We start from the raw sequence: 24,505 nt of genomic DNA, 5'->3' as shown, positions 1-24,505 counted from the left end.
GGTCGGTTCCTTCAAGCTAGCCTTATGTCCTGCTCAGTCGCCTCTGCGATCCGTTCCGCCCTGCTTACTGCGAACCCGCGGGAGAAGGTCTTCGCCACGCGGGAAGTGGCGCGAAACTGGCGGCTGGGTCGGCTGGATTTCAGCTTCGACGTCGGCATGCCGGACAGGCCTGCATGGCCGGAAACGCCGGAATTGCTGCCGCCCAACCGCATGCCCAAGCGGGGCAAGGGCGGCTCGGAGCGGGCCCGCGTCGCCCTGTGGCATGCGCTCTGCCACATCGAATTCGTCGCCATCGATCTGGCGCTCGACATGGCCGGGCGATTCGGTGCCGAGATGGGTGAGGAGTTCGTTTCGGACTTTCTCTCGGTCGCCGCGGATGAGGCGATGCATTTCGCCCTGCTGGAACGCAAGCTGCGGGTCCTGGGCAGCTTCTACGGTGCTCTGCCTGCCCATGGCGGGCTGTGGGAAGCGGCAGAAAAGACCCGTCACGATGTCGCGGCAAGGCTTGCGGTCGTGCCGATGGTGCTGGAAGCGCGCGGGCTGGATGTCACGCCCGCCACGCTCGAACGGGTGCGCGCACAGGGCGACGAAGGCGGCGCCCGCATCCTCGAACGGATTCTCTGCGATGAAATCCGCCATGTTTCGGTCGGGACGAAACACTTCACCGCACGGAGCGCCGGGGCGGGAAAAAGCCCGGAAATCCTTTGGCGCGAACTGGTCGCGGCCCACTTTACGGGTGCGATTAAGCCACCGTTCAACGACTCAGCGCGTTCAGCAGCCGGTTTATCGCTGAGCTACTACGGCGCGCTTGCCACCTGAGCGCGGCCCTGTTTACCACCCTGTCAGCAAATGGGGGTTCGGGGTCACATTCCTGACTTTGAACAGTTAGAACCGGCCTTTTCCTGGGCCATCGCTCTTGGGGGATCGAGGGCGGCGGGAGCCGCACAAGATTTTTAGGACGGGACAGACAGGTCGCTCATGGTATTTTCGCTTTCGCTTCGCACCCTGCCGACAGCTCTGCTCGCAGCTCTGGCAATTATGGGGGCAAGCCCCGCCTCGGCTCAGACCGAAGCCACCGCTGCCCAGATCAGCACCACCGTTCACAACCTGACCGACGGCCCTGACGCCCAGCTCGGCAAGGGTGATGAAGAATTCAGCCAGCTCTTCGCCAGCTGGAAGTCGCTCGACAGCGGCACGGGCATCGCGATGCCTGCGGCGCGCGTCACCATCTCGGTGCCCTCGCGTTCGCCTCTCGCCAAGATGACGCTCACCAGCGGTTTCGGCATGCGCAACCATCCGGTTCTGGGCGGCCGCCGCAATCACAAGGGCATGGATCTCGCCGCTCCCACCGGAACGCCGGTCTATGCTCCGGCCGATGGCCTGATCGCCCGTGCGGACTGGTTTTCCAGCTACGGCAATTACATCCAGATCGAACATGGCGGCGAACTGCAGACCCGCTATGGCCATCTCTCCGGCTTCGCGGTTCAGGCCGGCCAGCGCGTGAACAAGGGCGACCTGATCGGTTATGTCGGTTCCACCGGCCGCTCCACTGGGCCGCACCTGCACTATGAAGTGCGCGTCGGCGGCGTCGCCGTGGACCCCAGCCCCTATCTCGTGGGCGAAGTTTCCATGGCCAACCTTGACCAGAAGGTTGCTGAAGGTGCTCTGGGCGGTCCGGACGACGACGAGGAATAAGCAGCCTGCCCAATGGCAGTTGCATGAGGCGGCAGGGTATCCCTCGCCGCCTTTTTGCTGCCTGCATTCCACCAGCTTGTCTTCGGCGGCAAATCGTTCATGTTGGCGCGCATGACCGATCTGGCACCTGACGAATATCTGCCCGTCGATCCCCGCAAGGATGCGATCCGCTCGGTTCTGGTAGTGGGCGGGGGCTCCTCCGGCTGGATGGCCGCGACCATGCTGGCCACTTATCTCGGACGGGATACTAGCGTCACGCTGGTCGAGAGCGATGCGATCGGCATTATCGGCGTGGGCGAGGCTACTATCCCGCCGATCAAGAAGTTCAACAACTTCATCAGGCTGGATGAAGGCGCCTTCATTCGGGATACGCACGCTACCTTCAAGCTGGGCATCGAGTTCCATAATTGGGGCCGTATAGGCGACCGCTATCTGCACCAGTTCGGCCGCACGGGTCGCGAGATCGACGAGGCGGTAAAGCTCCACCATTGGTGGTTGCTGGGCCGTCTGGCGGGGGAGCCCGATTATCCCGCGTGGGAGGAACTTTTCCCAGCCCGGACGCTGGCGAAATACGATCGCTTCGCCCTGCCCAATCGCCAGCCGCGCGATCCGCTGGGTCGCTTCACTTACGCCTTTCATTTCGATGCGCATCTCTACGCCTCCCATCTGCGCAAGATTGCCGAATCGCGCGGGGCACAGCGCGTGGAAGGCAAGATTTCAGGGGCGGAGCGCAATCCCGCCAATGGGCACGTCTCGGCGGTGGTGCTGGAGGATGGCCGACGGCTGGAGGCCGATCTTTTCATCGATTGTTCGGGCTTCCGCAGCCTGCTGCTGGGCAGTGAACTGGAAGAACCCTTCCAGGACTGGAGCGAGTTCCTCCCCTCGGACCGTGCCTTGGCTATTCCCACTCAGCGCGCGCCCGGCTCGATCACGCCCTATACCAAGGCCATCGCTCACCCGGTGGGCTGGCAATGGCGCATCCCGCTCCAGCATCGCACCGGCAACGGGCACGTCTTCACCAGTGCCTTCAGCAGCGAGAGCGAGGCAGAACAGCGCCTGCTCGCCACGCTCGATGCGCCTGCGCTGGACAGCCCCCGACTGATCAAATTCACTACCGGTTGCCGCAACCGCGCCTGGGTGAACAATGTCGTGGCAGTCGGCCTGTCCTTCGGGTTCCTCGAGCCGCTCGAATCGACCAGCATCCATCTGGTGCAGTCGGCGCTCGAACGACTGATCGAGAGTTTCCCCACCAGGGCGATGGACCATCGCCTGCGCGATCGGTTCAATCGCGAGACGGGCATCGAATGGAACCGCGTGCGCGATTTCATCATTGCCCATTACCACCTCAACGAACGCAGCGATTCCGAATTCTGGCGCCACTGCGCAACGATGCGGCTGCCCGACAGTCTGATCGAAACGCTGGCCCTGTGGCGCGAGCGCGGGATTCTGGACGTGGAAGGCAATCACCTGTTCCAGCTCGGCAGCTGGAGCGCGATCCTGATTGGCCAGCGTTGCCTGCCCCGCGCGGTCCATGCGCTGGCGAACCGCGCCGAACCGGCCTTTGCCGCGCGTCAGATCAGGCAGATCGTGCAGGAATTGGAGGAGTCAGCGCGTACCGTTCCGGACCATGCCGAATTCATCGCGCGCCATTTTGCCTCGCGCGCGCCTGCCGAAGAAGCGGGGGCGCCGGCCTGAAGTATCAGGCCAGCAGACGCTTCGCGATCGCGCGCACTTCCTCGCCCATGTCCTCGCGTTCCAGCGCCAGGGCAAGGGTCGCCTCGATGAAGCCCGTTTTGCTGCCGCAGTCGTAACGGCGGCCGGCAAAGGTCACGGCGTGGAACGGCTGCTGGCCGATCATCTTGGCCATGGCGTCGGTCAGCTGGATTTCTCCGCCAGCACCCTTTTCCTGATTTTCCAGCGTCCGCATCACCTCGGGTTGCAGGATATAGCGGCCGGAAATGATCTTGTTGGAAGGCGCATCCTCGCGCTTGGGTTTTTCGACGAGCCCCTTCACTTCGGTCAGTGCGCCCTGTGTCTCGCCCGGGGCAATCACGCCATAGGAGGAGACTTCCTCCATCGGCACTTCCAGTACGGAAATCAGATTGCCGCCCACTTCCTCATAGGCTTCCACCATCTGCTTCATGCAGCCCGGCGTGCCGATCATCAGCTCGTCCGGCAGGAAGATCGCGAAGGGATCGTCGCCCACGATGGCGCGCGCGCACCAGATGGCATGGCCAAGCCCCATGGGGACCTGCTGGCGTACGGTGATGATATCGCCCGGCGTGGCGCGGGTCGGCTCGAGAATGGAGAGGTCCTTGCCGCGCTCGGCCAGCGTCGATTCCAATTCATAGGCCACGTCGAAATGCTCGACGATTGCCGATTTGCCGCGCCCGGTGACGAAGATCATCTGTTCGATCCCAGCCTCCCGCGCTTCGTCGACCGCATATTGGATCAGCGGCCGGTCGATCACCGGCAGCATTTCCTTGGGGATTGCCTTGGTCGCGGGGAGGAAGCGCGTGCCCAGTCCGGCGACTGGAAAAACGGCTTTCTTGATCGGTTTGCGGCTGGTCATGGGCAGGGATGTATGAACGGCCGGAGCGGGCCGTCAACCTGCAGATATTAACTAATCGCCAGAGGCCGCTTGCCCCGTTCCGCATTCGGGTTAAACGGCATCATGGACAAGATCATAATCGAAGGCGGACGCCGCCTTTCCGGCACTATTCCCGTCTCCGGCGCAAAGAATGCCGCGCTCACCCTGCTCCCTTGCGCCCTGCTGACAGACGAGCCGGTGACCCTGCGCAACTTGCCGCGCCTGGCCGACATTGACGGCTTCCAGCACCTGATGACCCAGTTCGGCGTTTCGACCTCCATCGCGGGTGCGCGGCCGGAAGATTTCGGCCGGGTGATGACGCTGGAGGCAACGCGCCTTACCTCCACCACCGCGCCTTACGATCTGGTACGCAAGATGCGCGCGTCGATCCTGGTGCTGGGCCCCATGCTGGCCCGCGCGGGCGAGGCCACCGTTTCGCTGCCGGGTGGCTGTGCCATCGGCAATCGCCCCATCGATCTGCATCTGCGCGCGCTGGAGGCTTTCGGCGCGGAGATCGAACTGGCGGCGGGCTATGTCCGTGCCCGCGCTCCCGATGGCGGCCTGCCGGGCGGGCGTTATTCCTTCCCGGTCGTGTCGGTGGGGGCGACGGAGAATGCGCTGATGGCGGCCGTGCTGGCCAACGGCAAAAGCACGCTCCACAATGCCGCGCGCGAGCCCGAGATCGTAGACCTGTGCAATCTTCTGGTGGCCATGGGTGCGGAGATCGAGGGCATCGGCACGTCGGACCTCATCATCCATGGCGTGCGGCGCCTGCATGGCGCGACCTATAAGGTGATGGCCGACCGGATCGAGGCCGGCTCCTATGCCTGCGCCGCGGCAATCACTGGCGGCGAAGTGACGCTGCAGGGCGCGAAGTTCGAGGAAATGGAAGCCACGGTGCAGGCCCTGCGCGATGCGGGCGTTTCCGTGAATGCAGTGAAGGACGGCATCCATGTCGCGGCGGACGGCCCACTGAAGGCGGTCACTCTCTCCACCGCCCCCTATCCGGGTTTCGCTACCGACATGCAGGCCCAGCTGATGGCGCTGCTCTGCCGGGCGGAAGGCACCAGCGTGCTGACCGAGACGATCTTCGAAAACCGCTACATGCATGTGCCCGAACTCAACCGCATGGGCGCGCATATCGAAACCTCGGGTCGCACCGCCATCGTCCATGGGGTTCCGAAGCTCACGGGCGCCGAAGTGATGGCCACCGATCTGCGCGCTTCGATGAGCCTGGTAATCGCCGGCCTTGCGGCTGAAGGAGAAACCAAGGTTCACCGCCTCTATCACCTCGATCGCGGTTATGAGCGGCTGGAAGAAAAGCTGGCGCTGCTTGGCGCACAGATCGAACGCGTCGGCGACGGTTAAGCCCCTGTTCGGACCCTTTGGCCGAGCCTGGGCATTGTTCCAATGAATCAGCAAAGGAGCGACTCATATGGGAATCGTCAGGCTCGGAATTTTCGCGGCACTGGGCGCTTTCGTCTATAGCGCCTTTCGCAAGAGCAAGCAGGAAGCGCCGCCTGCAGCCTTTGCCGAGGGGCAGCAGGCCCCCGGCAACCAGACCCAGGTGCGCGACGCCGGCCCCGAAGCAATGCGCGATGGTGCCCGCCGTCCTTGGACCAAGGAAGACGAAGCGAGCGACGAGAGCTTCCCGGCGAGCGATCCGCCGGCGACTTATTGAGCCCCGTAGCGCGCCGCCAGCCATAGTCGGATCGCGCCCGCCAGCCCCGGTGGGGTTTCCGCCGCGATGCGCTCCGCATCGATCCGCGCGACAAGCGCATTGATCGGCACGCCTTCGCGCGCGGCGGCATCGAGCAGCAATTCCCAGAACAGCGGTTCAAGGCTGATCGAGGTCTTGTGCCCGGCGATCTCGACCGAACGCTTGATCGGGGGATGATAGATATCGTCCATTATTGTCAGGCGCGGTCGGGCCCCAGCATCTTTTCTGGGCGCACGATCCGGTCGTAATCCTCGGAAGAAACTGCCCCGCTGGCCAGCGCCGCTTCACGCAGCGTTGTGCCTTTCGCGTGGGCATCCTTGGCGATGGCGGCGGCCTTGTCATAGCCGATCGTCGGCGCAAGCGCGGTGACCAGCATTAGCGAGCGTTCCACGCCCGCGGCGATGTTGTCCTCGCGCGGTTCCAGCCCGTCCAGCAGGTTTTCGGTAAAGCTCTCCGCCGCATCGGCCAGCAGTCGGACCGATTGCAGGAAGTTCTGCGCGATCACCGGGCGATAGACGTTCAATTCGAACTGTCCCTGGCTGCCCGCAAAGCTCAGCGCGGCATTATTGCCGAAGACCTGCGCGCAGACCTGCGTCATCGCTTCGCACTGGGTGGGATTGACCTTGCCCGGCATGATGGACGAGCCCGGCTCGTTTGCGGGCAGGGCCAATTCGCCCAACCCCGCGCGCGGACCGGAGCCGAGCAGGCGGATGTCGCTGGCGATCTTGTAGAGCCCGGCGGCGAGCGCGTTGAGCGCACCATGGGCGAAGACCAGCCCGTCCTCGCTTGCCAGCGCTTCGAACTTGTTGGGCGCACTGGTGAAGGGCAAGCCCGTGATCGCGGCGATTTCCTGCGCCATTGCCTCGCCGAAACCGCTCGGCGCGTTGAGGCCGGTGCCCACGGCCGTTCCGCCCTGGGCCAGTGCGTAGATGCCGGTCAGAGTAAGTTCGATCCGCTCGATCCCGGCGGCTACTTGCCGCGCATAGCCGGAAAATTCCTGGCCCAGGGTGAGCGGCGTTGCATCCTGCGTATGCGTGCGGCCGATCTTGACGATCCTGTCCCACGCCTCGGCCATGGCGGAAAGCGAGACATGCATCAGCCGCAGGGCAGGCAGCAGACGGCCCGTCACTTCGCGCGCGGCGGCGACATGGATCGCGCTGGGGAAGGTGTCGTTGGAGGACTGGCCCAGATTGACATGATCGTTCGGGTGGACCGGGCTCTTGGCACCCAATTGTCCGCCAAGGGCCAGGTTGGCGCGATTCGCGATCACTTCGTTGGCGTTCATGTTGCTCTGGGTGCCGGACCCGGTCTGCCACACCACCAGCGGGAAATGGTCGTCCAGCGCGCCCGAGGCCACTTCGCCCGCAGCCACGGCAATGGCATCGGCAAGGCGGGGATCAAGCAGGCCCAGCCGGGCATTCACCCGGGCTGCCGCCTGCTTGATCAAACCCAGCGCATGGATGACGGGCAGCGGGATGCGTTCGCCGCCGATGCGGAAATTCTCGAGGCTGCGCTGGGTTTGCGCCCCCCACAGCCGGTCGGCCGGGACGGCGATCTCGCCGAATGTGTCAGTCTCGATCCGCGTCCCTGCCATCCCGATACCCATTCCGAAGCGCAGGCTGCGCCTCAATACATATGCTGTCCGCCATTGAGCGACATGGTGGAGCCGGTGACGAAGCCCGCTTCCTCCGCCGTGAGGAAGGCGACGCCGCGCGCGATCTCTTCCGCATGGCCCAGGCGGCCGACGGGAATCTTGGCGACGATCTTTTCCAGCACTGGCTCTGGCACGGCGGCGACCATGTCGGTGTCGATATAGCCTGGGGCGATTGCGTTAACGGTCACGCCGACACGCGCGCCTTCCTGCGCCAACGCCTTGGTGAAGCCGTGGATTCCGCTCTTGGCCGCGGCATAGTTCACCTGGCCATACTGGCCGGCCTGGCCGTTGATCGAACCGATATTGACGATGCGGCCCCAGCCACGTTCCCGCATGCCCGGGAAGCAGGCCTTGGCCATGTTGAAGCAGCCGCCGAGGTTGATTCGCATCACCTCGTTCCAGTCCTCGAAGCTCATCTTGTGGAGCGTGGCGTCGCGCGTGATGCCCGCATTGTTGACCACGATCTCGATCGGGCCGACTTCGGCTTCCACTCTTGCGCAGCCCGCCAGCGTCGCATCATGGTCGCCCACATCCCATTTGTAGGCGGGGATTCCTGTTTCCTCGGTGAAGGCGCGGGCCTTTTCCTCGTTGCCGGCATAATTTGCCACCACGGTTCGGCCTTGCTCCTTCAGGGCGAGGCAGATCGCCTTGCCGATGCCGCGAGTACCGCCGGTGACGATTGCGACGCGTGCCATGTATGCTCCTTTTCAGATGATGTTTTCGTACCTCGCTCTCCTCGGGGCCATCGTTACGGGGAACCGGGAAAGCAGGCAAAGAAAAACCCCGCATTGCTGCGGGGTTCTTTCAAACTCGCGACAGAAGCGTCGGATCAGAAGCGGAATTGCGTTCCGACATAGACGGCCTGGCTGTCCTGCTTGCCATTGGTAAGCGGTTCCAGCCGGTCGCGATCCTGCGAATAGCGTACGCCAGCCGTGACGTTGAGGTTGCGGGTAAGCGAATAGCTGCCGCCGACATCCACGGTCTGATCGCCGAGCGAATCGCGAGTGCGCGGGCCACGGCCAGTTTTGTCGTCCTGATCCAGTGCGATGCGGGCAGCAAAGCGGCTGGGCTTTTCCGCAACCCCGGCAGACGGCTGGAACGCGGCCAGATCGGGGATCGCCGCGTCGTTCAGGTCCTTCGACAGCATCGGCGGGCGAGCAAAGCTCTGATAGCCAAGTGAGCGGCCGAGATTGTAGCGGGTGGGCGTGATGCGGGCGACTGCCACGCTGGCCTGCGAATCGCCGACGGTGCCCAAAGCCTGACGCACGGAGATCACGCGGGAGGCATTGCCATCCACTCGCACGGCCACGGTAACCGGGCGTGCGGCACGGTCAGCCGCGCCTGCGGGCGTGAAGCGCATCAGCTTGGTGCCGGGCACCGATTTCTGAGCGACGAGTTCGGCAAGGCGCGGATCGACCGAAGCGGGCGTGAAGGACGCGAGCCTTGCGGAAGCCGGCACACTGATGCCCTCGACATCAAGCGCGCCAAGCGCGAGGCCGGCGCTAGGAACAGCCACCAGCAACGCGGCACCGGCAAATGCGAGCGCTGCGGGAAACCCGCTACGCCGTGCCGATTTACGCTGCCTTGCCATTACCCCTTACACCTTGTCCCAGAGTGCGGACGTATCAAACGCCTATGATCCTGAACCTTCCCTTACAGATCAGGGGAATCGGCCCATTAACTCTCACCTGACACCGATAGTTTTTCCACAAGCGGATGACCAGATTCGAATTTGATCTACGACGTCTGTTTTGCAGGAGTGTTGCAGCGCGTCCACAATTTGCTTTTTCCGGGCATCCGTTCCGGTGTGGCACGGTTAAGCGCGCATTCACGCCCGGGCTGCGCATTGCGGCCTGTCCGCAAGGCCTCGCCCGCACTTGCCGCACGCGGTGCGGTGGCTATAGAGGCTCGGATGCGGCGGAAGCCCTGCAGGGGCCTTGCGCCTGCCTTTGACGAGCAACGGGAACGACATTCGTGATGACGGTCAGCAGCGGGAACGGGATTTCTTCGATGAAGCGCGCAGGCCGGGCCCTGCTGGTCGTGGGCGCGCTTGCTGCCCTTGCGGCATGCGGTGGCGGGCGCGACAAGCGGCCGCAGCTGGATGTGGCGGCCGCTCAGGTCACCTCGATCGGCGTCAATTCCTACCTCTGGCGCGCCACGCTCGAAACGCTGGCCTTCATGCCGCTGACCCAGGCCGACAGTGCCGGGGGCGTGGTGGTGACCGACTGGTACGCCAATCCCGCCAATCCGAATGAACGGATGAAGTTGTCGGTCACGATTCTGGATCAGGACCTGCGGGCCGATGCACTGCGCGTGGCGGCCAGCCGCCAGGTGCTGCAGGGCGGGGTCTGGGTCGAAGCGCCGGTGGAAGCCGCCACGGTCCAGAAGCTGGAAGACATCATCCTCACCAAGGCACGCGACCTGCGCCGCTCGACCCTCGGCTGATCCATCTAAAGAGTCGGAGCGCCTCGGCCGCGGTGCAATTCCGCGCGAGGTGCTTCAATCCGGGCCGATGAGGCTCTAGGCCGTAAACTCATAATTGCCACGCTCGAGGTTTGAGGCAAAATGGCTCAGCGCAAGGAGGAAAGGCGCAGGAATATATCGATATTTCCAGCCTTTCCGACGCGGCGCCGGGCCATTTTGGTCAAATCCCTGCGGGACATCCAAATGGCTTCCATCTCGGACCGAAAGACGCTTGCAATGGCAGCAAGCCGTCGCGGCGCGTCTTTCGGCCCGATATGTTCGCCATTTGGATGCCTCGAGGGTGGCAATTATGAGTTTACGGCCTAGGGGCACATCATGAGCGAAACACGATTCGATCCGTCGCAGGCCGACGGGCGCTGGCAGCGCGCGTGGGACGAAGCACAGAGCTTCCGCGCTGACGATTCTTCCACCAAGCCGCGCAGCTATGTGCTGGAGATGTTCCCCTATCCTTCGGGGCGCATCCATATCGGCCACGTCCGCAACTATACGATGGGCGACGTGCTTGCCCGCTACAAGGCGATGACCGGCCATGAGGTGCTGCACCCCATGGGGTGGGACGCGTTCGGCATGCCCGCGGAAAACGCCGCGATCGAAAAGGGCGTCCATCCGGGCGAATGGACCTATCAGAATATCGCCAACATGAAGGCGCAGCTCCAGCGCCTGGGCTTTGCGCTCGACTGGAGCAGGGAAGTCGCGACCTGCAGTCCTTCCTATTACGGCCACGAACAGGCGCTGTTCCTCGATCTCTATGCGGGCGGCCTCGTCTACCGCAAGGAAAGCGCGGTCAACTGGGACCCGGTGGACCAGACGGTGCTGGCCAACGAGCAGGTGATCGACGGGCGCGGTTGGCGTTCGGGCGCGCTGGTGGAGAAGCGCAAGCTTTCCCAGTGGTTCCTCAAGATCACCGATTTCGCGCAGGAACTGCTCGACGGCCTCGGCTCGCTGGAGCACTGGCCCGAGAAGGTGAAGCTGATGCAGGAAAACTGGATCGGCAAGAGCCAGGGCCTGCAATTCGCCTTCACCCTGTCGGACGGGGAGAAGCTGGAAGTCTACACCACCCGGCCCGACACGATCTTCGGCGCGAGTTTCGTCGCCGTGGCTGCGGATCATCCTGTGGCGCAGAAAGTCGCGGCGGATAATGCCGAGGCGCAGGCCTTCATCGAGAAGTGCCGTGAAGGCGGGACGACCGCTGCCGAGCTGGAAACCGCCGAGAAGCTGGGCTTCGATACCGGCATTACGGCGAAACATCCCTTCACCGGTGCCGATCTGCCGCTCTACATCGCCAATTTCGTGCTGATGGATTACGGCACCGGCGCGATCATGGCCGTGCCGGGGCATGACCAGCGCGACTTCGATTTCGCCACCAAATACGGCCTGCCGATCACCCGCGTGGTCGCCTCCAGCACCGACGATGCCGACAAGCCCTTCGCGGGTGAGGCCGAGGCTGGCGACGGGATATGCGTCAACTCCGGTTTCCTTGACGGGATGAGCGTGGGCGATGCCAAGGCCGCCGTCATCGCCCGTGCCGAAAGCGAAGGCTGGGGACAGGGCCAGACCGTGTGGCGCCTGCGCGACTGGGGCGTTTCGCGCCAGCGTTACTGGGGCACACCGATCCCCTTCATTCACTGCCCCAGTTGCGGGGTGGTGCCGGTTCCCAAGGACCAGCTGCCCGTTACCCTGCCGGAAGATGTCGACATGTCGATTCCCGGCAATCCGCTGGTCCGCCATCCGACGTGGAAGCATGTCGACTGCCCGGCTTGCGGGGGCGCGGCCGAACGCGAGACGGACACGCTCGACACTTTCGTCGACAGTTCGTGGTATTTCCTGCGCTTCGCCAGCCAGTCGACCGACCGGCCCTTCGATCCCGAAGAGATCGCGCGCTGGATGCCGGTGCAGCAATATATCGGCGGGATCGAGCATGCGATCCTCCATCTGCTCTACGCCCGCTTCTGGACCCGCGCGCTCAAGGCCATCGGCAAGCTGGACGTGGCGGAGCCCTTTGCCCAGCTCTTCACGCAGGGCATGGTCACGCACGAGACCTATTCGCGCGAGGAAGACGGGCGCCCCGTCTATTTCAGCCCCGGCGAAGTGGATCGCAGCGCGGATGGTGCGGTGCTGAAGGATGATGGCCAGCCGGTCGAGATCGGCCGCGTCATCAAGATGTCCAAGTCGAAGAAGAACGTCGTCGACCCGGACGAGATCGTCGCGAAATATGGCGCTGATGCGGTGCGCTGGTTCATGCTGTCCGACAGCCCGCCAGAGCGCGACCTGCCCTGGTCGGAAGCCGGCATCGAAGGCTGCTGGCGCTTCGTCCAGCGCCTGTGGCGCCTGTTCGGCCAGTACGATGCGGCTGCCACTGGCGAGGACAAGGCGCTCGATCGCAAGGTGCACCAGACCATCGCCGCCGTGGCCGACGATATCGAGGCGCTGAGCTTCAATAAGGCCGTTGCCCGGATCTACGAACTGACCAGCGCTGCCGAAAAGGCCGCGCCTTCTGCCAGCCGCTCGCAGGCGATCCGGGCGGTGCTGCTGCTCGCCTCGCCGATGATGCCGCACCTAGCCGAAGAAGGCTGGGCCGCGATGGGTGAAACCGGGCTGGTGGCCGATGCCGAATGGCCTGAAGTCGATCCGGCTCTTCTGGTTGAAGACGAGGTCACGGTGGCTGTTCAGGTGAAGGGCAAGCTGCGCGATACGCTGACCGTCGCCAAGGGCACGTCGAAGGAAGAGCTTGAGGCGCTTGCCCTCGCTTCCGAGAAAGTGCAGCGTGCACTCGATGGAGCGGAAGTGCGCAAGGTGATCGTGGTGCCCGACAGGCTGGTCAATCTCGTGGCATGAGGCGCGCAGGCGGCCTTTTTGCTCTGGCGCTGATTGCGCCGGTGCTCGCTTCCTGCGGGCTCCAGCCGATGTATGCCGGGGGCGGCAGCGGGGAAGTCGCCCGCTCGCTTGCCTCGGTCGATATTCCCGCGATCGAGGGGCAGGCTGGCTGGCTGGTGCGCAATGCCCTGCGCGACCGCTTGGGCGAGCCCGATGGATCGGCGCGCTATCGGCTCGATGTCCGGCTCGACGATAATCTCGAAGGTCTCGGCCTGCTGACCGACGATACGATTGGCCGTGAACGCCGCACCCTGCGCGCGCGCTATCAGTTGGTGGATACGGCAACCGGCGAAGTGCTGCTGGATGCCAGCGACGGTTCCGATGCCGGTATCGATGTGGTCAGTTCCGAATATGCCACCATCGCTGCAGAGCAGACCGCGCTCGAAAACCTCGCCCGCGATGTGGCCGACCGGATCGTGACGCGTCTCGCGCTGACCCTGCGCAAAGAGCCGTGAAGGCTACCCAGCGCGATTTCGCCAATAGCGCGCAACGCGCAGCCGGCGCCTGCAAGGTCTTCTTCTTCTGCGGGCAGGACGAGGCAGGCGCCTCCGCGGCGGCGGAACGCATCGTCTCGCTGTTGCCCGATGCGGGCGAGCGGGTGGAGATACAGGGCGGCGATCTGCGCAAGGACCCCGTCCTTCTGGGCGACGAAGCCCGCTCGACTTCGCTGTTCGGCGATACGCGCCATATCGTGGTGCGCGCCAATGGCGATGAAGTGCATGATGCGCTGGACCTGCTGCTCAAGGCGATCGACGCCAAGGAGGGCGAGCCCTGCCCCGTGCTGGTCATTGCCACGGCGGCCACGGACAAGTCACGCACGGCCAAGCTGCTGGAAAAGCGCGACGATGCGCTGGTGGCGATGTTCTATCCGCCCGATCTGGCTCAGGTTACCCAATCCGTGCGGACCATGGCCAGTGTGGCGGGGCTGCGGCTTTCGGGCGATCTTGCGGAACGGATTGCGCGTGCCTCCGGGCTGGACGTACGGCTGGCGCAATCGGAAGTGACCAAGCTCGCCCTCTATCTCGATGCCAGCGCGATCGAGCCCAAGGATGCGAATGCAGATGCGCTCGACGCGGTTGGAGCCAAGACCGAAGAAGACGGGTTCATGCCGCTGGTGAACGCGGTGCTGTCCGGAGAGACGGGCAAGCTGGCTGGCGAATTGCACCGCATGCGCGAAACCTCGATGAACCCGGTGGGCTTGTTGCTCGCGCTCGAACGCCGCGCGGCGCAGCTCGCCGCGCTTGCCGCTAAACTTGGCCCGCGCGGCGACATCAATGTCCTGCTGGAGGCTGAAAAGCGTGCCCGGCGGATATTCTGGCGCGATGAGCGCGACCTTTCCGTGCAGTTGCGGCGCTGGCGTGGACGCAAGCTGGATCGGCTGGTCGCGCGGCTGGTGGAGTTGCACCGCGCCTTGCTGACGAACAACCAGTCGGCCGAACTGCTGCTCTCGCAGGGTCTCGCGGAAATTGCACGGGCCGCCGCGCCGAAGCGCTGACGATCAAGTGTTCGATAACTTTTTAAGTTACTGATTTTACGTATATAATCTAATGTTTCCTGCCATCTCGCAGCTGGTCTCCGCTAACCATTGAAATGCTGCGTGTGCGAGAAAACGGGTGGTCGGGTATCTCTTAATGGGATAACAATCGCATCGTTCCATAGAGTGGGTCAGGGCCTTCGTGCCCAATGAGGGAATGGAAATGATCAGGAAAATCAACATCGGTCTGGCGGTTTGCGCGCTGGGTGCGATGATCTCGGCCAATCCGGTTTATGCTGCCGCAGCCACCCGCTCCGCTCAGGCGCTGCCCATGCTTGCTGCGAGCGTGGGTTCGGTTCCCTATTCGGCGGGCGTCGAAAACGAATGGCGCTGCATCGAAGTGACCGACGAGGCGCTCAAGCTGAAGAAGAAGCACGTCAATGTCGACAAGGCTGGTCGTGTGGTTCTCAGCCCCAAGGGCGCACCGTTCCGCTGCAAGCCCGCGCCGGGTGGCTACAAGTTGAGCTCCGGTGGCGGCTTCCCGTTCGAAATCGTGCTTGGCCTTGCGGGCCTGGGCGGCGCGCTTCTGGCTCTTGCTGGCGGGAAGGGCAGCGACAGCCCCGGCTGAGCCTTCGGCCGGGCATGCCGCAGGTGCAGGTGATGCAGGGGCAACCCGCTGCCCATCACGGCATTTTCCCCACAAGCTCATGGGCTTTCTGCGATATTGTCCTGCTAAAGGGCGCCTTTCAGCGGCGATTTCTTAACCGTTTTTGCGGCAATCTCGCCGCGTGCTTGTTCGAAGCAATCCGACTTTTCAGACGAGGCTGCCGGAAGCGTGGCGCCAGTTGAAGAGGCGGAAGACTTTTCGAGGCCGGGGAGCGGAGCTTTTTCCGGTCGTGACTGAAGGGAAAACAGTGCGAAGAGCCCAACCTTTCAGCCTTGTGTGGCTTGCCCCCTTTGCCCTGCTGGCGGCCTGCCAGCCGCAGCTGCACCCCGATTTGCCGACCGGATCGGCGGCCTATGACGTACTGAACGCCGCCACAGCGGAACAGAGCGGGGCTTATCTGCTCCATTCGGGCGACGTCCTGGCAATCAACGTCTTCCAGGAACCGGATCTGACCGTCGGCGAAATAGCGATCGACGGATCGGGTAATCTTTATCTGCCGCTGATCGGGGAAATCCGCGCGGCGGGGCTCAACCAGGCCGAACTCTCGCAACAGATCGAGCGTGCCTATGGCAATGGCTACCTTCGCAATCCGCGGGTGGCCGTGTCGGTGAAGCAGGCTCTTTCCTCGACCGTTTCGGTGGAAGGCGACGTAGTTCAGCCAGGCGTGTACCAGATCCAGCCCGGCGCCACCTTGCTGACGGCCATGGCGCTGGCACGCAGTCCCGCGCGCACGGCGAAGATGGACGAGGTGCTGATCTTCCGCATGGTCAATGGCCAGCGGATGGGCGCGCGCTTCGACCTCACCGACGTTCGTTCGGGCACCGCGCCCGATCCGCAGATCCTGCCGGGCGACGTCGTTGTGGTCGGCTTCTCTGCAGTGCGCGGCGTGTGGCGCGATATCCTGGAGGCTGCGCCTCTGTTCAACATCTTCACGCGGTTCTGATGGCCGTGGGGTTCAGCGGTCCAATGGACGCAAGGAGCGACAAGTGAACGTGCCCGCGCCGGTGACTCACGAGCCCGCCTATGACGGGCAGCAACCCTATGGCCTGCCAATGGGGGTCTATGGCCCTGGCGCCATCGGTGAAGTTGTACGCTATGTTCTGGCGCTGGTGCGCCGCAATCGTTGGTTGATCGCGGCCATTATCGGCTTGGCGGTCATCGCGGCGATTGCCTTCACCATGCTGGACACGCCGCGTTACACCGCCTCGGCAAGCGTGCAGATCAACGACCAGAGCGAACAGGTTCTGGGCGAAGAACTGGATGCCCAGACCGAGCTGAACAAATCCTCGGATGTCGAGCGGTTCCTGAACACGCAGCTCGAAATCCTGCGCAGCCGTGCACTGGCCCAACGGGTCGCCCGGCGGCTGGATCTGATCGGCAATGAACGTTTCTATGCCGCAATGGGGCTGCCCCTGCCGGAGCAGACCGCCTCGGAGGCCGAACGACGCGAGAATGTGATCAGTCTGCTGCAGTCCAACATGGAAGCGGTTCTGCCGCGCAACAGCCGCATCGTGACGATCAGCTTCTCAAGCACTGACGCGGCTCTGTCGGCCCAGATTGCCAACACTTTTGCCGATGAATTCATTCAGGCCAATCTCCAGCGTCGGTTCGACAGTTCTGCCTATGCCCGCAGCTTCATTGGCGAGCAGCTGGAAGAAGCGCGTACGCGGCTGGAAACGTCCGAGCGCGAGGTGAATGCCTATGCCCGCACCGCCGGCCTGATCCGCATGCGCGAAGTGGCCGGCGACGGTGAGAGCGGCGATGGCGGTTCGAACAGCGTGACCACCTCCAGCCTCATGCAGATCAACCAGGCGGCCAATGCCGCCAAGGCTGAGCGGATTGCCGCCGAAGGACGCTGGCGGGCCGAGCAATCGACCCCGCTTTTCACCTCCACGGCCGTTCTTTCCAATCCGACGGTGCAGGATCTGATGACCCGCCGCGCCGAACTGGATGCGGAACTGAAGAAGAACCGCGAACGCTATCTCGACGATCACCCATCGGTGCTGCAAGGCAAGGCGCAACTGGCGACGGTCAATCAGCAGCTCAACCAGGTGGCCGCCAATGTGCGCGATTCGATCCGCGCCCAATATACAGCGGCGCTGGCAGCGGAGCAGCGGCTGAGTGCGCAAGTAGAGCAGTTGCAGGGTGCGACGCTGGCCGAGCAGGATCGTGCCGTGCGTTACAACACGCTGGCGCGCGAGGCGGATACCAATCGTTCGTTGTATGACGGCCTGCTGCAGCGTTTTCGTGAACTGAATGCTGCCGCCGGTATCGCCAACAGCAATCTGGCGATCATCGACCGCGCCGATCCGCCGCTGGAGCCTTCTTCACCCAGCCTGCCCAAGAATCTCGCCATTGCCCTTCTGCTGGGCGTGGTTGTCGCGGGTGTCGTGGTGTTTATGCGCGATCAGCTGGACGATGCGATCCGCATCCCGGAAGATGTGGAAGAGAAGGTGCAGCTGCCTTTGCTGGGCATCATCCCCGATTCGGGCGACATCTCCCCTGCAGAGGCGCTGGTCGATCCGAAATCGGCCGTGGCGGAAGCCTATGGCTCGCTGCGGGGGGCATTGCTCTACTCGACTCGCCAGGGCCTGCCTCGCCTGATGCTGGTGACCAGCGCGCAGCCAACCGAGGGCAAGAGCACGACCGCTTTCGCCATCGCCACAGGCTTTGCCCGGATGGGCCGTACGGTGCTGTTGATCGATGCGGACATGCGCCGCCCCTCGGTCCATGGCCGCATCGGGCACGACAACCGCAAGGGGCTGTCCAGCCTGCTCGTCTCGCAGGACCCCGCAGACAGCGCATTGGTGGCAACCACCATCCCCAATTTCTACGCGCTGCCCTCCGGTCCGATTCCGCCGAGCCCGACCGAATTGCTCACTTCTCCGCGCATGGCTGCCCTGCTTGAGGAATTCCTCGGCAAGTTCGACGTCGTGATTTGCGACAGCCCGCCGGTTCTCGGCCTGGCGGATGCTCCAGCATTGTCGGCACTGGCGGATGGCGTGGTGTTCGTGATCGAGGCCGAGCGCGGCCGTCGCGGCGCGCTGAAGACCGCGCTCAAGCGCCTGCGCGCAGTGAATGCGGTGTTGCTCGGTGCGGTGCTGACCAAGTTCGATCCGAACAAGTCCGGTAACCGCTATTCCGAATATTACGGCTATTCCTATTACCGCTACGAAGCGGGCGACGAGGCAAAGAGCTGAGCCGGATGGGCGCCTCCGGACCAGCCGTGCGCCTGCTTCTTTCGACCCTGCCTCTCGCCTGTCTGATCGCGGCGTGGGGGAGCGGCTTGGATCGCGCCAGCGCGGATTCTCCGACGCTGGAACGGTTGGTGCCGGGGCCGATGCGCGCACAGGCGGATCGCAGCGCCGGGGCCATGGCTCTGGTAAGGGGTGATCTTCCGCGAGCGCTGACCTTTGCAGAAGATGCGGTGCGACGCGATCCTGGCGAGGCGCTTGGCAATTCCCTTCTCGGCACCGCCCGAGCCATGACAGGCGACATGGCCGGGGCGGAGACAGCGTTTCGCGTTGCCGCGCAGCGGGGATGGCGCGATCGGCTTACCCAGCTTTACTGGTTCGATGCGGCAATGACTGCCGGAGACGTGGAGCGCGCGGCTTTGCGCGCCGACGCGCTGCTACGCGGCGACCCCTTGCTGCCGGGGGCCGACGAATTGCTCACTCCGCTCGAAGCTGGCCCGGAAGGCCGGGCTGCTCTGGCCGCGAGACTTTCGGAGAAGCCGGGCTGGAATGGAGTCTATTTTCGGCCTCGGAGCGATCCCGATCCGTTCATGCTGCAACATCGCGCGCAGGTGGCGCTGGCAGCTTCCGCGCAAGGCAATCCGCTGGATTGCGACATGCTCGGGGATTTCTCCGCCATGCTGATCCGCAGCGGTATGCGACGCGAGGCGGAGCAGCTTCGCAATGCGAGTTGTCCGAACGCCAAGGCGGGCACCGGCGAGGGTATGCTGGCTGATGGCGGTTTTGAACGGCTTGCAGGCAAGCAGAGCAGTGGGCCTTTCGGCTGGAGAAAGTTCGCCAGCGGGGACATGGCTGTCGAGGTGATCAAGCAGTCAAAGGGCGATCATGCGGTGACGGCGCGCAATTCCGCCTCTGTCACCCGGCTGATGCTGTCCCAGGCAATCGACCTTCCGGCGGGGACATGGCGGGTGAAGGCCAATGCCATGGCTGCTCCGGGCAGTCTGGTGGCTTCGCTCGATTGCGATGGCCAGGCCCGTCGCCCGTCCCGGGTCGAGGGTGACCTTGCCGGGGCAGGCCAGCTGCTGCAGGTCGGAACCTGCGAGCGCGCGGTGCTGGGCATATGGCTGCGCCCCGGAGAGGGCGAGGCGACCCTGGACGATATCAAGATAGAACGGGCGAACTGACCTTACCCTTTCGGCCGGGGCCGGAAGCTGGCAGTGTCCGCTCAGTTCTTGGGAACGGAGAAGCTTCCGGTGACACGGCCGGACGACGACGGCGTACCGGCAGTACCGCCGGCCTTGCCGTCCACGCTCGAAAGGCCGGTCCGCAGATCGATCACCAGCCTGCCGCCGGAAAGCGAATCGCTACCGCGGCGCAGTTGGACGCCGCCGGACATCACGATGACGCGGCGGTTGAAATCATAGACGGCGGCCGCACCGCGCGCCGATTCACTGCCGCGCGTTACCTGTACGCCGCCAGTCGCATCGAGGCGCTGGATTTCCAGCGATCCACTGTCGGTATAGGCAACCGTAGTCCGCCCGGCAGTCAGCTTGAGATCGCTCTGGGTGATGATCACGTTGCCGGAGAGGACCACGCGGTTCTGCTTGTCCTGCAGTTCGATCCGGTCGGCGCTGAAGTTCACCGGGGCATCGGTGTTATGCGAGCCGAGCGCCTGGGCAGCAGGCTGCTGCAATCCCGCCACGGCTGCGGCCGTCACGGCAAAGCCGGCAAGCGCTGATCGGAAAGAGACGCTGCGAAGCAGGGCGGGCAGGGAAAACTTGCGGTCCATCATGGCATCCTGAGCTTGCCGGGCTCCATATGGAGCCGGGCATGGCCATCCAGCTTGATCGTGCGCTCATCGAGATTGGCCACGATCCGGTCGGCGCTGAAGGTTCCGGCGGGAATGGCGCCTTCAACCCTGCCTTCGCCCACCAGCGTCTTTTTCTCAAGGTCGATCGCTACATCGCGCGCGGAGGCGCGATAACCGTCGGCGGCGGAGAACTGCACCAGGCCGTTGATCGCCACCTTCTGCGCCTCGAAGTCATATTCGCCCGCGCCGGCGCTGAGCAGGGCGGGGCCCTCCGACAGCAGGATGCGCGCCTCAAGGTCGCGCATGCGCACCACCGGCACACGGGCGCTCTGCTGCACGGCCTCGCCGGCGGTAAGCGAGAAGGGGCGGCCCTTCTCATCCTCGCCGCGATACATGGCGTTCTGCACGCGCAGCCTATCTTCCGCGATGGCCACCTTGTTGCGGTCGAGAATGAAGCTCACCTCGCCGCGCGGGGCGAGCGGAGTGAAGATCATCAACGCCACCACCACGCCGATCAGTGCGGGCAACAGGCGCGCCAGCACTGCCACCAGCCGGTCATGCGAACCGCCGGGCCAGGCAAAGCGGCGCCGGTCCTTGCGCAGAAGGTCGGCTTGTTCAGTCATGATCGTGGCCGGTCATGGGCGGAAACTTTCGTGCAGCCTATTCGTGGCTGAAAATATCCTTGTCCGCCCAGCCCGCAATGTCGAGCCGCGCACGGGCGGGCAGGAAATCGAAACAGGCCTGGGCGATTTCGGTCCGGCCCTCGCGCTCCAGCCGCTCGGCCAGGATATCGCGCAGGCGGTGGAGAAAGCGCACGTCGGACGCGGCATATTCGCGCTGGGCATCCGTGAGCGAGGGCGCGCCCCAGTCCGAACTCTGCTGCTGCTTGGAGATATCCGTGCTCAGCAGTTCGGAAACGAGATATTTGAGGCCGTGCCGGTCGGTATAGGTGCGGACCAGCTTGCTGGCGATCTTGGTGCAGAACACCGGCGCGGCCGTGACGCCGAGATAATATTCGATCGCCGCCAGATCGAAGCGGGCGAAGTGATACAGCTTCACTCGCGAAGGGTCGGCCAGCACCGCCTTGAGGTTCGGTGCGTCATAGGCGCTGCCCTTGGCGAAGCGGACGAGGTGTTCGTCACCCTTGCCGTCGCTGATCTGGACGACGCAAAGCCGGTCGCGCGGAGTGATGAGCCCCATGGTTTCGGTATCGACGGCGACCGGGCCGGGCGCGAGCACGCCTTCGGGCAGGTCTTCTTCATGATAATAGACAGCCATGGCCTCCCCTAGAGCATTTTCGCCACGGGTGGAAACACCTGAGCGCGCGGAAAATACTGCATGTCGCCCGCAAGGGGCATTGGGGATAGCGCAAAAGGGGCGCTGGCAGGCCGCCGCGTGAAAGGATAGCAGGGGCAGATGGCTGAAAACGCACTCCCTCCCACATGGCAACCCGATCTTGGCAGCGTGTTGCAGACGCCCGAGGCGCGCAGGCTGGGCGGCTGGCTGAAGGCCGAGGAGGCAGCGGGCAAGCAGGTCTATCCGCCACGCGGTGCCCGGCTGCGCGCGCTGGAACTGACACCGCTCGACCAGGTGAAGGTGGTGATCCTGGGGCAGGATCCCTATCACGGGCCGGGTCAGGCGCATGGGCTGGCCTTTTCGGTGCCCGAAGGGGTTCGCGTGCCGCCGTCGCTGGTGAATATCTACAAGGAACTGGCGAGCGATCTGGGCGTGACGGCGCCGCCGCACGGCAATCTGGAAAGCTGGGCGCGGCAGGGCGTGCTGCTGCTCAACAACGCGCTCACCGTCGAGGCGGGGCAGGCAGGGTCGCATCAGGGCCGTGGGTGGGAGGCGATTACCGACGCCGCCGTGGCTGCGGTAGCCCGGCGCGAGGAGCCCAGCGTGTTCATCCTGTGGGGCAGCCATGCGAAGAAGAAGGCGATGCGGGTGCCTGAGCTGGCGAACAATACGCGGCACCTGATTCTTGCCGCACCCCATCCCAGTCCCTTGTCGGCCCATTCCGGCTTTTTCGGATCGAAGCCGTTCAGCCAGGCCAATGCTTTCCTGATGGCGCATGGGCGGGGGGGGATCGAGTGGTAACTTTGCCAAATTTGTGCGTGTGACCTGTGTAATTTGTCCGCGATCAATTTCCGACGATAATTAGCTCGCTATCTTAATCCCCATCAGAAGGGGAGAAGGATAGGTTATGGCTATCAAGGTAGAGCCGATCTCCGAGCGTTTCGGGGCAGAAGTTTCGGGCGTGGACATCACCAGGCCGCTCGACCGGGCGACCCAACGCGAAATCGTCGACATCCAGAACAAATGGGGCGTCACCGTGTGGCGCGACACCGGCCTGACCGACGCGACTCACGTCGCCTTCTCGCGCATCTTCGGCCATGTCGAACTGGCCCCGCGCCATTCCGGCAAGCCCTGCCGGATGAGCGAGCCCGAATTGTTCGACGCCTCCAATCTCGATATCGAGGGCAATATCGTCAGCAACGAGAGCATAAGGCTGGGCGCCAAGGGCAACCGGCTGTGGCATTCGGATTCCTCCTTCATGGAAGTCCGCTCCGCCCAGGCGCTGCTCTTGTGCCATGAAGCGCCGCCCCATGGCGGGCCGACCTGGTTTGCAGACACGCGCAGTGCCTATGACGATCTGCCGCAGGCGATGAAGGACCGGCTGGAAGGGCTCGAAGCCACGCATTCCTATTTCTGGTCCCGCCGCCGGGCGGGCTATCCTTACACGGAAGAGGAAATCGACGCGAAGCCGCAGGCCAGGCATCCGGTCGTCCATGTCCATGCCGGTTCCGGCCGCAAGGCGCTGTTCGTCGGGGCGCATACTCGCGACATTCTCGGCATGGATCGCGAGGAAGGCCGCAAGCTGATCGACGAACTGGTCGAATGGTGCACGCAGCCGCAATATGTCTTCGCCGTCCATTACAAGCCCGGCGACATGACCATCTGGGACAATCTGTGCACGCTGCATCGCGGCGGCGAATATGACGATACCCAATATCGCCGCGACATGCGCCGCACCACGGTGCGCGATCCGCAGGCCCCTGCCGCCGCGATCGACCACTTCACCAAGATGTTCACTGCCGCGGGCGATACGCCCTTCTCTCCTGCCGAGAAGACGAAGGAACGGATTCTGGCGGCAAGCTGATAGCGATCTCTCCCCCGGTGCAGCCCGGCTTTCCAGAGCATCGGCCGGGCTGCACCACCCCTTTCCCGCAACTCCCCTCCAGATTCTTTTCCGGCAGGGCCTTGCCTGCCCAACGCGAATTGCTTAATGGCCTGACCATATAATTAGCAGGCTAAGGATTCGCCGCATGTCGATCACGGTCAAACCGATCCTGGAACGCTTTGGCGCGGAAGTGTCGGGCGTGGATATTTCCCGTCCGCTGGACGAGGAAACCCGGCGCGAAATCATCGACATCCAGAACCGATGGGGCATCACCGTCTGGCGCGACACCGGGCTGGACGATGCCAGCCATGTCGCCTTCTCGCGCATCTTCGGCGAAGTGATTCTCGCCCCTGCGACTCGTGGCAAGCCGCGCTTTGCCTTTCCGGAACTGTTCGATGCCTCCAACCTCGATGCGGACGGGAACATCATCGACGACGAGCATCGCCGCCTGACCAATCGGGGCAATCGCCTGTGGCATGCGGACAGTTCCTTCGTGCAGGAACGCGCCGCCCAGTCGCTGCTTTTGTGCCACGAGGCGCCCCATGGCGGGCCGACCTGGTTTGCCGACACGCGCAGTGCCTATGACGATCTGCCGCAGGCGATGAAAGACCGGCTGGAAGGGCTGGAAGCGCGCCATTGCTACTTCTGGTCGCGGCGCAAGGCCGGCTATCCCTATACGGAAGAGGATGTGGACCGCTTCCCCCATTCCACTCATCCGGTGGTGCATGTCCATGCCGGATCGGGCCGCAAGGCCTTGTTCCTTGGGGCCCATGCGCGCGACATTGTCGGCATGGACCGAGACGAGGGCCGCGCCCTGATCGACGAACTCAATGCCTGGACCACGAAGCCGGATTATATCTTCCCGGTCGAATATCGCCCCGGCGACATGGTGATCTGGGACAATCTGTGCAGCTATCACCGCGCGGGCGATTTCGACGAATCCCTCCACCGCCGGGATATGCGCCGCACCACCATTCGCGATCCGCAGGCGCCCGGCTCCGGCGAAGGCTCGGTCCAGGCGATGTTCAGCCAGGCCAGCATGGCCGATGCCCGGATCGCGGGGCTGGCGCCGCTGAAGAAATAGGCTTTGCCGGGCGGCCCGGTGGCAACCCGACCTTAACCACTCTCGTCCGTGAGGCGATAAGGCTCGGTAGCTTAGCTT

Annotated in this window: 24 protein-coding genes; 16 read left to right on the top strand and 8 right to left on the bottom strand. The window is 64.0% G+C overall.

Going from position 1 to position 24,505, the window contains the following annotated elements; all coding sequences use genetic code 11:
- Positions 1 to 24 precede the first annotated feature (24 nt).
- The 3 genes from WFP36_RS06285 to WFP36_RS06275 all read left to right on the top strand — a co-directional run bounded on the left by WFP36_RS06285 (position 25) and on the right by WFP36_RS06275 (position 3,390).
- The gene (locus WFP36_RS06285; protein WP_336978896.1) at positions 25 to 819 is read left to right on the top strand and encodes a ferritin-like domain-containing protein; all 795 of its coding nucleotides are present in this window, start codon (positions 25 to 27) and stop codon (positions 817 to 819) included.
- Positions 820 to 1,038: 219 nt separating this feature from the next.
- A complete protein-coding gene (locus WFP36_RS06280; RefSeq protein ID WP_336978894.1) occupies positions 1,039 to 1,695 on the top strand; it encodes a M23 family metallopeptidase in 657 nt (218 codons plus the stop codon).
- A gap of 111 nt (positions 1,696 to 1,806) precedes the next feature.
- Complete coding sequence (locus WFP36_RS06275; protein WP_336978892.1) at positions 1,807 to 3,390, top strand: tryptophan halogenase family protein; 1,584 nt, start codon at positions 1,807 to 1,809, stop codon at positions 3,388 to 3,390.
- Between the two features lie 4 nt (positions 3,391 to 3,394).
- Here WFP36_RS06275 and galU read toward each other — a convergent pair whose 3' ends face one another.
- Positions 3,395 to 4,267, bottom strand: a complete 873-nt coding sequence (galU, locus tag WFP36_RS06270; RefSeq protein ID WP_336978890.1) for a UTP--glucose-1-phosphate uridylyltransferase GalU — start codon at positions 4,265 to 4,267, stop codon at positions 3,395 to 3,397.
- Positions 4,268 to 4,369: 102 nt separating this feature from the next.
- On the opposite strand from galU, the gene murA reads away from it, so the two are divergent.
- Together murA and WFP36_RS06260 are read left to right on the top strand one after the other, a co-directional pair.
- Positions 4,370 to 5,653 carry a UDP-N-acetylglucosamine 1-carboxyvinyltransferase gene (gene murA, locus WFP36_RS06265; protein WP_336978888.1) on the top strand — a complete coding sequence of 428 codons (1,284 nt, stop codon included), beginning with the start codon at positions 4,370 to 4,372 and terminating at the stop codon, positions 5,651 to 5,653.
- A gap of 67 nt (positions 5,654 to 5,720) precedes the next feature.
- Positions 5,721 to 5,966: a hypothetical protein gene (locus tag WFP36_RS06260; protein WP_336978887.1), complete on the top strand. Its 246-nt coding sequence runs from the start codon at positions 5,721 to 5,723 to the stop codon at positions 5,964 to 5,966.
- On the opposite strand, the gene WFP36_RS06255 is transcribed toward WFP36_RS06260, so the two are convergent.
- The 4 genes from WFP36_RS06255 to WFP36_RS06240 all read right to left on the bottom strand — a co-directional run bounded on the left by WFP36_RS06255 (position 5,960) and on the right by WFP36_RS06240 (position 9,175).
- Positions 5,960 to 6,196 (bottom strand): ribbon-helix-helix domain-containing protein, encoded by a 237-nt coding sequence (locus WFP36_RS06255; RefSeq protein WP_336978885.1) that lies wholly within the window; start codon positions 6,194 to 6,196, stop codon positions 5,960 to 5,962. The two genes, WFP36_RS06260 and WFP36_RS06255, sit on opposite strands and share 7 nt — an antisense overlap.
- A gap of 5 nt (positions 6,197 to 6,201) precedes the next feature.
- Positions 6,202 to 7,599: a class II fumarate hydratase gene (gene fumC / locus WFP36_RS06250; protein ID WP_336978883.1), complete on the bottom strand. Its 1,398-nt coding sequence runs from the start codon at positions 7,597 to 7,599 to the stop codon at positions 6,202 to 6,204.
- Between the two features lie 32 nt (positions 7,600 to 7,631).
- Positions 7,632 to 8,354: an acetoacetyl-CoA reductase gene (gene phbB, locus WFP36_RS06245; RefSeq protein ID WP_336978882.1), complete on the bottom strand. Its 723-nt coding sequence runs from the start codon at positions 8,352 to 8,354 to the stop codon at positions 7,632 to 7,634.
- A gap of 134 nt (positions 8,355 to 8,488) precedes the next feature.
- Entirely contained in the window at positions 8,489 to 9,175 is a 687-nt protein-coding gene (locus WFP36_RS06240; RefSeq protein WP_336978880.1) for a hypothetical protein, read from the bottom strand.
- Between the two features lie 494 nt (positions 9,176 to 9,669).
- Between WFP36_RS06240 and WFP36_RS06235 the strand changes: the two genes are divergently transcribed.
- From WFP36_RS06235 to WFP36_RS06200, 8 genes are all read left to right on the top strand, one after another.
- Positions 9,670 to 10,104 carry a DUF3576 domain-containing protein gene (locus tag WFP36_RS06235; protein ID WP_336978878.1) on the top strand — a complete coding sequence of 145 codons (435 nt, stop codon included), beginning with the start codon at positions 9,670 to 9,672 and terminating at the stop codon, positions 10,102 to 10,104.
- 354 nt (positions 10,105 to 10,458) lie between these two features.
- Positions 10,459 to 12,978, top strand: coding sequence for a leucine--tRNA ligase (leuS, locus tag WFP36_RS06230; RefSeq protein WP_336978876.1), 2,520 nt, complete (start codon positions 10,459 to 10,461; stop codon positions 12,976 to 12,978).
- Positions 12,975 to 13,472, top strand: coding sequence for an LPS assembly lipoprotein LptE (gene lptE / locus WFP36_RS06225; protein ID WP_336978874.1), 498 nt, complete (start codon positions 12,975 to 12,977; stop codon positions 13,470 to 13,472). Before leuS ends, lptE begins: the two co-directional genes overlap by 4 nt.
- Positions 13,469 to 14,512 carry a DNA polymerase III subunit delta gene (gene holA, locus WFP36_RS06220; protein ID WP_336978872.1) on the top strand — a complete coding sequence of 348 codons (1,044 nt, stop codon included), beginning with the start codon at positions 13,469 to 13,471 and terminating at the stop codon, positions 14,510 to 14,512. The genes lptE and holA overlap by 4 nt, the downstream gene beginning before the upstream one ends.
- A gap of 202 nt (positions 14,513 to 14,714) precedes the next feature.
- Positions 14,715 to 15,119: a hypothetical protein gene (locus WFP36_RS06215; RefSeq protein WP_336978871.1), complete on the top strand. Its 405-nt coding sequence runs from the start codon at positions 14,715 to 14,717 to the stop codon at positions 15,117 to 15,119.
- A gap of 286 nt (positions 15,120 to 15,405) precedes the next feature.
- Positions 15,406 to 16,101 (top strand): polysaccharide biosynthesis/export family protein, encoded by a 696-nt coding sequence (locus WFP36_RS06210; RefSeq protein ID WP_336978869.1) that lies wholly within the window; start codon positions 15,406 to 15,408, stop codon positions 16,099 to 16,101.
- A 43-nt stretch (positions 16,102 to 16,144) separates the two neighbouring features.
- Positions 16,145 to 18,358 (top strand): GumC family protein, encoded by a 2,214-nt coding sequence (locus tag WFP36_RS06205; RefSeq protein WP_336978867.1) that lies wholly within the window; start codon positions 16,145 to 16,147, stop codon positions 18,356 to 18,358.
- An 86-nt stretch (positions 18,359 to 18,444) separates the two neighbouring features.
- On the top strand, positions 18,445 to 19,536 hold the full coding sequence (locus tag WFP36_RS06200) for a tetratricopeptide repeat protein (protein WP_336978865.1): 1,092 nt from the start codon (positions 18,445 to 18,447) through the stop codon (positions 19,534 to 19,536).
- A gap of 41 nt (positions 19,537 to 19,577) precedes the next feature.
- On the opposite strand, the gene WFP36_RS06195 is transcribed toward WFP36_RS06200, so the two are convergent.
- Genes WFP36_RS06195 through WFP36_RS06185 form a run of 3 tightly spaced genes read right to left on the bottom strand, consistent with a single transcriptional unit; the run spans position 19,578 to position 21,440 of the window.
- On the bottom strand, positions 19,578 to 20,141 hold the full coding sequence (locus tag WFP36_RS06195; protein WP_336978863.1) for an LptA/OstA family protein: 564 nt from the start codon (positions 20,139 to 20,141) through the stop codon (positions 19,578 to 19,580).
- Positions 20,141 to 20,785, bottom strand: a complete 645-nt coding sequence (locus WFP36_RS06190; RefSeq protein WP_336978861.1) for an LPS export ABC transporter periplasmic protein LptC — start codon at positions 20,783 to 20,785, stop codon at positions 20,141 to 20,143. Before WFP36_RS06190 ends, WFP36_RS06195 begins: the two co-directional genes overlap by 1 nt.
- Positions 20,786 to 20,822: 37 nt before the next feature.
- Positions 20,823 to 21,440: a ribonuclease D gene (locus WFP36_RS06185; RefSeq protein ID WP_336978859.1), complete on the bottom strand. Its 618-nt coding sequence runs from the start codon at positions 21,438 to 21,440 to the stop codon at positions 20,823 to 20,825.
- Between the two features lie 138 nt (positions 21,441 to 21,578).
- Here WFP36_RS06185 and ung point away from each other — a divergent pair, with 138 nt between their 5' ends.
- From ung to WFP36_RS06170, 3 genes are all read left to right on the top strand, one after another.
- Entirely contained in the window at positions 21,579 to 22,259 is a 681-nt protein-coding gene (ung, locus tag WFP36_RS06180; protein WP_336978857.1) for a uracil-DNA glycosylase, read from the top strand.
- A gap of 106 nt (positions 22,260 to 22,365) precedes the next feature.
- A complete protein-coding gene (locus WFP36_RS06175; protein WP_336978855.1) occupies positions 22,366 to 23,322 on the top strand; it encodes a TauD/TfdA dioxygenase family protein in 957 nt (318 codons plus the stop codon).
- Between the two features lie 166 nt (positions 23,323 to 23,488).
- Positions 23,489 to 24,427 (top strand): TauD/TfdA dioxygenase family protein, encoded by a 939-nt coding sequence (locus tag WFP36_RS06170; RefSeq protein WP_336978854.1) that lies wholly within the window; start codon positions 23,489 to 23,491, stop codon positions 24,425 to 24,427.
- The last annotated feature ends 78 nt before the right edge of the window (positions 24,428 to 24,505 follow it).

The organism is Fulverythrobacter fulvus (assembly GCF_037154085.1).
GTDB lineage: Bacteria > Pseudomonadota > Alphaproteobacteria > Sphingomonadales > Sphingomonadaceae > Andeanibacterium > Andeanibacterium fulvum.
The sequence above is the reverse complement of the archived record's forward strand: the minus strand, read 5'-3'. Positions and strand labels throughout refer to the sequence as shown.